This is a genomic window from Auritidibacter sp. NML120636 (genome assembly GCF_003185945.1).
Classification (GTDB): Bacteria; Actinomycetota; Actinomycetes; order Actinomycetales; family Micrococcaceae; genus Auritidibacter; species Auritidibacter ignavus.
Genome location: NZ_QHLO01000007.1, coordinates 136,052 through 144,582 on the forward strand (window position 1 = coordinate 136,052; position 8,531 = coordinate 144,582).

Below are 8,531 nucleotides of genomic sequence, written 5' to 3' on the forward strand. Positions count from 1 at the left end.
CCCATCGTGTATGACGGCGCCATCCAAGACTTGATGGACGAACTGGGCCGACTACCCGGTATCGGCCCGAAGTCTGCCCAACGCATTGCCTTCCACATCTTGGAGGCCGATGCCGAGGAGATGCTGAAACTCGCCGATGCCATCCGCGTGGTCAAGGAAAAGATTCAACTCTGCTCGGTCTGTTTCAATGTCACCGAACACGAGATCTGCCCGATCTGCGCCGATGAGTCTCGTGATCGCGGACTGCTATGTGTGGTGGAGGAATCCCAGGATGTGCTGGCCATCGAGCGCACTCGCACCTTCCACGGTCGCTATCACGTTTTAGGCGGAGCGATTAACCCCATCGGTGGAGTGGGACCCGAGCAACTCCACGTCCGCGAGTTGCTCTCCCGACTACAAGACGACACCATCCAAGAGGTCATCATTGCCACCAACCCCAACTTGGAAGGCGAAGCCACCGCAACGTACCTGACTCGCATGCTCGCTGCCACCGGGATCACCATCTCCCGGTTGGCGTCGGGCTTGCCGGTGGGTGGAGATCTAGAATATGCCGATGAAGTCACGCTGGGCCGAGCCTTCGAAGGCCGCCGTCGCTTGGGAGAATCCCCCTCACAAGAGTGATACAGGTCATCACCTCGCATGTCTCAGCTCACAACTCAGCCACGAACATACCCCCAATTCGCAATATTTCACCCGTATCTGCTTAATTACACCTTTTTTCAGGTGCGCTGGGGTGGCATCCTCCGTACACTTAATGTCTTGTTAGCACGCACATCAATCGCGAAAGTTCTCAATGAGTCTTATCGTTCAAAAATACGGCGGCTCTTCGGTTGCCGATGCCAAATCCATCCAACGGGTAGCACGTCGTGTTGCCGACACCCAAAAATCTGGGAACCAAGTGGTCGTGGTGGTCTCCGCCATGGGAGACACCACCGATGACCTGCTGGACCTCGCCGATAAAATTTCTCGTCAAGCCCCAGTGCGCGAAATGGATATCCTCCTCTCGGCCGGCGAGCGCATTTCCATGTCCCTGCTGGCCATGGCCGTACACGAACGCGGTATCACGGCCCGTAGCTTCACCGGTTCTCAGGCCGGTATGCTCACCGACACCCAGCACGGGGATGCCCGGATCGTGCAGGTCAACCCCTACCGCATTAAAGAAGCCGTCGATGAGGGCGATGTTGCCATTGTGGCCGGTTTCCAGGGCATGAGCCCTGAATCCAAAGACATCACCACCATGGGACGCGGTGGTTCCGATACCACGGCGGTGGCTTTGGCGGCAGCATTGCGGGCCGACGCCTGCGAGATCTACACCGATGTTGATGGCGTGTACTCCGCAGACCCCCGCGTGGTGCCCACCGCGAAGAAAATCCACGAAATCTCCTCCGAGGAAATGCTGGAAATGGCGGCCTCAGGATCGAAGATCCTGCACTTGCGCTCGGTGGAATATGCCCGCCGCTTTGGTGTGAAACTCCACGTCCGCTCCTCATTTTCCCACCATCAAGGAACGTGGGTCATCCCCGATCCAGCCGATTCGATCCACCTGAAGGAAGGCGAACCCTTGGAACAACCCATCATTGCCGGTATTGCTCACGATCGATCCGAAGGTAAAGTCACCGTCATCGGTGTACCCGACGTGCCGGGTAAGGCCGCCGAGGTCTTCCACGTCGTGGCCAAGACCAACACCAATATCGATATGATCGTCCAGAACGTCTCGCGTGCCGGCTCCGGTCGTACCGATATTTCCTTCACCATCCCCAAGGATCAGGGCGACGAGGCATTGCGGGCCCTGCGCGAGGCGCAGGAGGACATCGGTTTCGAGGACACGCTGTTCAATAAGAACATCGGTAAGGTCTCCCTGGTCGGTGGCGGTATGCGCTCCAACCCCGGGATCTCCGCCCGGTTCTTCGACGCACTGCACAACGCCGGCGCCAACATCGACTTGATTTCGACCTCCGAGATCCGCATCTCGGTGATCACCGCTGCCGAGAAGCTCGATGACGCGATCAAGGCGATCCACACCGAGTTCGACCTCGACGCCGAAGAAGAAGCCACCGTCTACGCTGGCACCGGCCGCTAACACCGGTCCCGCCAGTGGCGCTAAGAGGTTAAGACCTCAACACAGCAAGACGTCACGGCAACTGACCACACGTGATGGCCGGTCCACCACCCCGGGTACTCACCCGGTGGCGGACCGGCCTGTTTCACTCCCGCGGGGGATGACCCACCTCGCAGTGATCTTCTAGACTGTCACCCATGCACACAGCCACCAGCCCCGGAACCCTGACGGTGGTGGATGCCGAGGACTATCGGGCCCGATCCACCGCACACAGCCAGCGCATCACCGAGCTGACCCGGGAACTTTTCGAGCTCCGCGCGGCCGGGATCAAACACCCGATCTTCGACTTCATGTTCTCCTACTATTCCTTCACCGCCGGAGCGCTGAAGCGCTGGCATCCGGGTCCCCACGCTGTGTTGCTCCCCGATCACACCGGTCAGGCCCCCGACCATGCTGACTACCCGCACTACCGGTATGACTCAGACTGGGGTGGGTACCGCGTGGATACCGACTCTTTTCGTGCCAAGCGCCAGACCGCCATCAATGTCACGGTCAATCTGCTCGCCGCCACACTACCCCGCCGGGCCCAGCTGAGCTGTTTTGGTCTGCACGAGTGGGCGATGGCCTACCGTTCGGACCGCCACGGGATTCGGCACGCCCAGCTACCGTTGCGACTCGGAGCATCCGGTACCGACGAGGTGGTGGAATCCCACAAGATCACGTGCACCCACTTTGATGCCTACCGGTTCTACGCGCCCGAGGCCAAACCGCTCAACCAGTTCAGGCCCACCCGCAAGCGCGCACCCGAACTAGAACAGCCCGGCTGTCTGCACGCCAATATGGATCTCTACCGTCACAGCTACAAGATGGTGCCACTGGTGGATTCGGATCTGATGGCCGAGACGTTCGAGCTGGCCTGGCAGATCCGGGTGATGGATATGCGCGCCTCGCCCTATGACCTCTCCGACTGGGGTCTGGACCCCATCCGCATCGAGACCCGGGACGGCAAAGCCGAATACACCCGCTTGCAGAAAGAGTTTTCCGAGCGCGCTCAGGTGTTGCGTGCCCGTCTGCTCGAGGTACTGACCCCCTGGAGCACGCTGTGACCGAATCCGCCGAGCACCGCCGCGACCTTCCGCCCCACTGGCTACGCACCGACGCACTGATCGGTGCCGGCTTAGTGATCATCGGGCTAATCTTTACCGCGTTATCGCATCGCTCGGGACTGCTCGAGACCATGGGATTCACCACCTGGGGCACCTATCTCAGCGTGCCGTTGCTGGCTTTACCCATGATCCTCTACCGGCGCTTCCCCTGCACGGTAGCCAGCTACCTGGCGGTGGCGGCCATCGTGTTCAATCACACCATCGGCGTGGAGGTGTACTCGTACCAGATCGTGCTCTTTGTGAGTTTCTACGGGGTCGGGGCCTGGTCGAATGATCGCCGGCGCGCCCTATGGGTCCGGGTTGGGATTATCGGACTGATCCTCGCGTGGCTGATCGCGACCTCGATCCAGGCCATCACCCAGGCCCAAGCCACGGGTGCGGACCTCTATCAGACCCTCACCGCGCTGGGATCCCAATGGTTGGTCAACGCAATCTTCTATTTCTTGGCCTGGATCTTCGGGAACTCCTCCTGGCAGGGCGCAATCGCCCACAACCAGCTCCATCTCGCCCATCAGAAGCTCTCGACGGCCCACCGCGAGCTTCACGAGGCGCAACAACAACTGGCGGCCTCGGCCGTGCACGCCGAACGGATGCACATTGCCCGTGAACTACACGACGTCGTCGCCCACCACGTGACCGTGATGGGCATTCATGCCTCCGCGGCCCGGCGTAGCCTGGACACATCAGCCAAGGGCAGTACCGACAGCACCGGCAATGTCGCTGGAGTCGAGCAATTGCGTGCCATCGAGACCGCCGCACAGCAGACCATCGCCGAGTTGCGGGCCCTGGTCTACACACTGCGCGACCAGCCAGAACACACCGCGCCGCTACCGGATCTCAGTCAGCTTCCCGATCTGGTGCGAACGGCTCATGCCACCTCCCAAACCGTCCGACTAGAAATTATTGAACCCAGCCAGCCCGGTGTCGCCCGCCCCGAGGTCCCCTCCTCGGTGCAGCTGACGCTGTACCGGATCGCCCAGGAAGGCATCAATAACGCCCGCAAACATGCCGGGGCCACCGCCACCGTGGTGGTCCGGTTGCGTTATCTGGCTGATGCGATCGAACTGGAAGTCTCCGATCATAACCAGTCCCCCAGCTCGATGCGTCGGGCTTCTCAGCATACCGGCCTCGCTGAGGGCACCGGGTGCGGGCTGCAAGGGCTCACCGAACGCGTCACCGCGCTGGATGGGACCTTCACCGCCGGACCGAAATCTTCCGGTGGCTGGCTGATTCGAGCCAACATCCCGCTCACCGAGACACCCGCGGATTCGAGCGAGGTAACCACGATCTCCACCGAAGCAACCGAACCGTTCGACGCTCCACCACCGTCCAGGACCCAGCTCGCATGAACACCCCCGATGAACTCGATGAGACCTTGAGCGTCGTGCTGGTCGATGACCAGCCCATGATCCGTACCGGACTGGCCGCGATGATCGCGACCGAACCCCGATTACAGCTGGTGGGTGAAGCAGCCAACGGCGTCGAAGCCATCGAGCTGGTTCGCACCCACCACCCCGATGTGGTGTGTATGGACGTCCGCATGCCGGTGATGGATGGAATCGAAGCCACCCGGGAGATCGCCCGGCTCTCCACGACCAGCTCGGTGCTGATCCTGACCACGTTCGATCGCGACGATTTCTTGTTCGAAACCCTCGAGGCCGGCGCCTCCGGATTCTTGCTCAAGACCGCCGGGGCCGAGGACATTATCGACGCAATCATCACCCTGGGTGATGGGGACGCACTACTGGCCCCGGAAGTTACCGGACGGGTCCTGCAGCGTTTCGCCGGCCAGACCCCCACCGCAGACCAGCCTGACCAGCCGGCCCCCATTACTCGCCCGAAACCGGCTGCCCTGCTCGAAGCCGCCGGACCGGAAGTCCTCAACGAGCTCACCGGGCGAGAAACCGAGATCTTCCACATGCTCATCCAGGGCTATTCCAACCCCGAAATCGCCGAACACCTGGTCGTCGGTGCTGCCACCGTCAAGACTCACGTGTCGCATCTGCTGATGAAACTGCGGGTCAAGGATCGGGTCCACGCAGTGATTTGGGCCTACGAACACCACATCTAGCCCATCTCACTCATCTCGCTCCTCTCAGTCTTCTGGCGCCCGGCCGCAAGTGGTCAAAGTTCACCCAATAGGGGGAGGACGCCCCGGCCACCCGTTTTCTACATTGGTGATATGAGACATCACGACAATGCTCCCCCGCCGGCCGCTGGGGCCTCGGCCGAGTCCGGAATCGTCATCGACAACCTGATCAAGTCCTACGGCACCCGCCAAGTGCTCAAAGAGCTCTCCTTCTCCATCAAACCGGGCCTGATGACCGGTTTCGTGGGAGGTAACGGTGCCGGTAAAACGACCACCATGCGCATCTTGATGGGTGTACTCGACCACGATGGCGGCACCATCACCGTCAATGGTTCCCCCATCGATGCCCGGTACCGCTCTCAAATCGGCTACATGCCCGAAGAACGCGGGCTGTACCCGAAGATGCCGGTCAAAGAACAGCTGGTCTACCTGGCCAAACTCCACGGCGTCGACTCCGCTGCTGCCTCCCACCGTTCCGAGGAGATCCTAGAGCGTCTCGGCCTCGCCTCTCGGGCAAAAGATGATCTGGAAGATCTCTCCCTGGGTAACCAACAGCGCGTCCAAGTCGCCGCCGCGCTGGTCCACGAGCCGGCCGCACTCGTGCTCGATGAGCCGTTCTCCGGACTCGACCCGCAAGCGGTCGAGACCATCCTGGAGGTCCTGCAAGATGTCGCCAGCCGGGGTGCCCCGGTGCTGTTCTCCTCTCATCAACTCGATCTGGTCGAACGACTCTGCGACGAGCTGGTCATCCTCGCCGACGGGCAGGTGGCCGCCAACGGCACCCGCGATCAGCTACTCGAGCAGGCCGAAATTAAGGACTGGAGGTTGCGCACCGATGCCGACACCGGGTGGGCCCGAGAGGTCCCCGGCATCACGGTCACCGAATTCGACGGCGGCGATCTACGCTTCACCGCCGAAAACCCCCAGACCGCCCATCAGTTACTGGCCCAGGCCATCACCCGTGGCACCGTCTTCGAGTTCGGTCCGATCCACCGGAGTTTGCACGAGATCTTCCACGACGTCGTCACCGACCAATCCGATACCGCTGACACCACCCCAGGAGACCACCCATGACCAGCTTGAGCGCGGCCAGCGTTGTGGCCGGACGTGAAATCAAAACCCGCCTGCGGTCCAAAGCCTTTGTGATTACCGGGATCATCTTGATCGCCCTGGTGCTGCTCGGTACGCTCTTCGGACCTCGCGTAGCCGAATCCTTGACCTCCGGTGGTTCCTCGGACACCACCGTAGCCATCTCCCAAGACGTCGTGGACGCCAGCAACACCGCCGAACCCCACGCCGGACTCGATGCGGTCCCCGGGCTTGAGGCCACCACCGTCGAAGACGCCGAGACCGTCACAGACCAGGTGACCTCCGGCGAGGCCGATGCCGGGCTGATCCTGACCGAAGTGACCGACACCAACCCCATGGGTATTGAAGTCCTCTCCCTGGGCGAACCCCCCAGCGCGCTCATCGACGCCCTGTCGATCGCCCCGGAAATCACCATCCTGGAGGATTCCGATGCCCAGAATTTCGCCATCATGTACCTGCTGGGCATGATTTTCGGTCTGGTTTACTTTATGGCGGCCATCCTCTTCGGTCAGACCATGGCCAGCTCCGTGGTCGAAGAAAAACAATCCCGGATCATCGAGATTCTGTTGGCTGCTGTCCCGGCTCGAGCCATCTTGTTCGGCAAGGTACTGGGCAACTCCATTGTCGCTTTCGCCCAGATCGCGCTGATGGCACTGGCCGCGGTCATCGGCATTCTGGTTAATGGCGACGACGAGCAGATGCCGTTGCTCAGTGAACAAATGATCGCTCCGACCCTGTGGTTCGTACTGTTCTTCGCCATTTCGTTTGTCATGGTGGCCGGGATGTACGCCGCGGCCGCCTCGATGGTTTCGCGCAATGAAGACCTTGGTTCCATCTCCACGCCCATCGTGCTCCTGATCTTGGTCCCCTACCTGCTGATTGTCATGTACCCCACCAATACCGCGCTCGTCACGGCGATGAGCTGGATTCCCTTCTCAGCAGTCGTTGCCATGCCGATTCGGGTCTTCACCGGCGAGGCGGCGCTGTGGGAAGTGCTGGGGTCACTGGGGCTGTTAATTCTCACCACCGCGTTGGTATTGGCCTTGGCCACCCGGATCTACCAGAACTCCGTGCTGAAAATCGGCAAAGCCGTCAAGTTCCGGGAAGCCTTGGCCTCCTAAGGCTCGGTGGCAATACCACCCACTGAGATACCGCAAGAGCTACTCATCCGCCGGGGACGACGTCCCTGACAGATGGGTAGCTCTTGGGATTCGCCAGGGCTCGGTCAGGGAGAATGAGACCGATCACTGCGCGCATCGTGGTCGAGATGATCGATGCACTCCAGTCAGTGTGTTGTCATTTCTGGCAGACTAGCAAACACGTGACCAGAGTGCGCACCGACCCCTCGTGTGCTCCGGCGACGATATCGATCCGAGTTTTTGGCAGCACCCACCACCTCCATGTGGTTGATTCACGAAGACCGGATCGAACCGCGTGAAGACGCTGAATCGCGTTGTGGCCAGTGGCGGTACATAGTCCACCCAGCTTTCATCAGGAGAACCGCACCACCAGCGGCCAGTACCAGGCCCATTCCGGGCACGAAAGCACCCCACGCATTCAGCTGAATCGAGTGGGAGACGATATTCCAGCATTGAAGCATCACGATAAGCGCAACGATACCTCCCGGACCTGCCGCATGACCGATAGCCAGTTTGCGACGGGGCACGAAAGCTCCCGCAAACGCCAGGCATCCAACCGCCAACGTGAGAACCCCTGGGCCGTCGGTCCCACGAAGATGGAACGTCTCACCGGTGAGGTCCTCCACCCAGGGCAATGACACCCACGGGAGAAAAGCGGAGATAATGAACATCATTCCGCCGAGCATCATCGGCCAGCTCCCCAGGTGAAAGATTCCCCACCCGTGCGCCTTGCCTGCTTTCAATCGCGCGACGATCCCAGATAAGCCCTGGTCGTCGGCGCCAGCCGATGCAGTCTGTTCTCGTGCGGAGGTGCTCATACCCGGCACTCTACAGTGACACATATCACAGTGTCCAACCATAACCGGCTCTTCGTAATTGAGGGTGTGGATCAGTGATTCCAGGACACGGCGTGGCGCTGCCCGGATAGACGTCGAGGTCTTCCGATGATGGAAGTTCTTACACAGTCCATCCGAAAGACCTCGACGTGT

8 protein-coding genes are annotated in these 8,531 nt (G+C 60.8%); 7 read left to right on the forward strand and 1 reads right to left on the reverse strand.

The window, feature by feature from the left end; genetic code table 11:
• Window positions 1-6: 6 nt before the first annotated feature.
• From recR to DCC25_RS07805, 7 genes are all read left to right on the forward strand, one after another.
• Complete coding sequence (gene recR / locus DCC25_RS07775) at window positions 7-621, forward strand: recombination mediator RecR (RefSeq protein WP_110099912.1); 615 nt, start codon at window positions 7-9, stop codon at window positions 619-621.
• A 172-nt stretch (window positions 622-793) separates the two neighbouring features.
• Window positions 794-2,080, forward strand: coding sequence for an aspartate kinase (locus tag DCC25_RS07780; protein WP_110099911.1), 1,287 nt, complete (start codon window positions 794-796; stop codon window positions 2,078-2,080).
• Window positions 2,081-2,256: 176 nt separating this feature from the next.
• Entirely contained in the window at window positions 2,257-3,165 is a 909-nt protein-coding gene (locus DCC25_RS07785; protein WP_110101239.1) for a 3-methyladenine DNA glycosylase, read from the forward strand.
• Entirely contained in the window at window positions 3,162-4,574 is a 1,413-nt protein-coding gene (locus DCC25_RS07790; RefSeq protein ID WP_110101240.1) for a sensor histidine kinase, read from the forward strand. Before DCC25_RS07785 ends, DCC25_RS07790 begins: the two co-directional genes overlap by 4 nt.
• Window positions 4,571-5,296 (forward strand): response regulator transcription factor, encoded by a 726-nt coding sequence (locus DCC25_RS07795; protein ID WP_110101241.1) that lies wholly within the window; start codon window positions 4,571-4,573, stop codon window positions 5,294-5,296. The genes DCC25_RS07790 and DCC25_RS07795 overlap by 4 nt, the downstream gene beginning before the upstream one ends.
• Before the next feature lie 111 nt (window positions 5,297-5,407).
• On the forward strand, window positions 5,408-6,388 hold the full coding sequence (locus DCC25_RS07800; RefSeq protein WP_110101242.1) for an ABC transporter ATP-binding protein: 981 nt from the start codon (window positions 5,408-5,410) through the stop codon (window positions 6,386-6,388).
• A complete protein-coding gene (locus tag DCC25_RS07805; RefSeq protein WP_110099165.1) occupies window positions 6,385-7,524 on the forward strand; it encodes an ABC transporter permease in 1,140 nt (379 codons plus the stop codon). The genes DCC25_RS07800 and DCC25_RS07805 overlap by 4 nt, the downstream gene beginning before the upstream one ends.
• Window positions 7,525-7,814: 290 nt before the next feature.
• Here DCC25_RS07805 and DCC25_RS07810 read toward each other — a convergent pair whose 3' ends face one another.
• Window positions 7,815-8,360: a hypothetical protein gene (locus DCC25_RS07810; RefSeq protein WP_199445899.1), complete on the reverse strand. Its 546-nt coding sequence runs from the start codon at window positions 8,358-8,360 to the stop codon at window positions 7,815-7,817.
• Window positions 8,361-8,531: the final 171 nt, after the last annotated feature.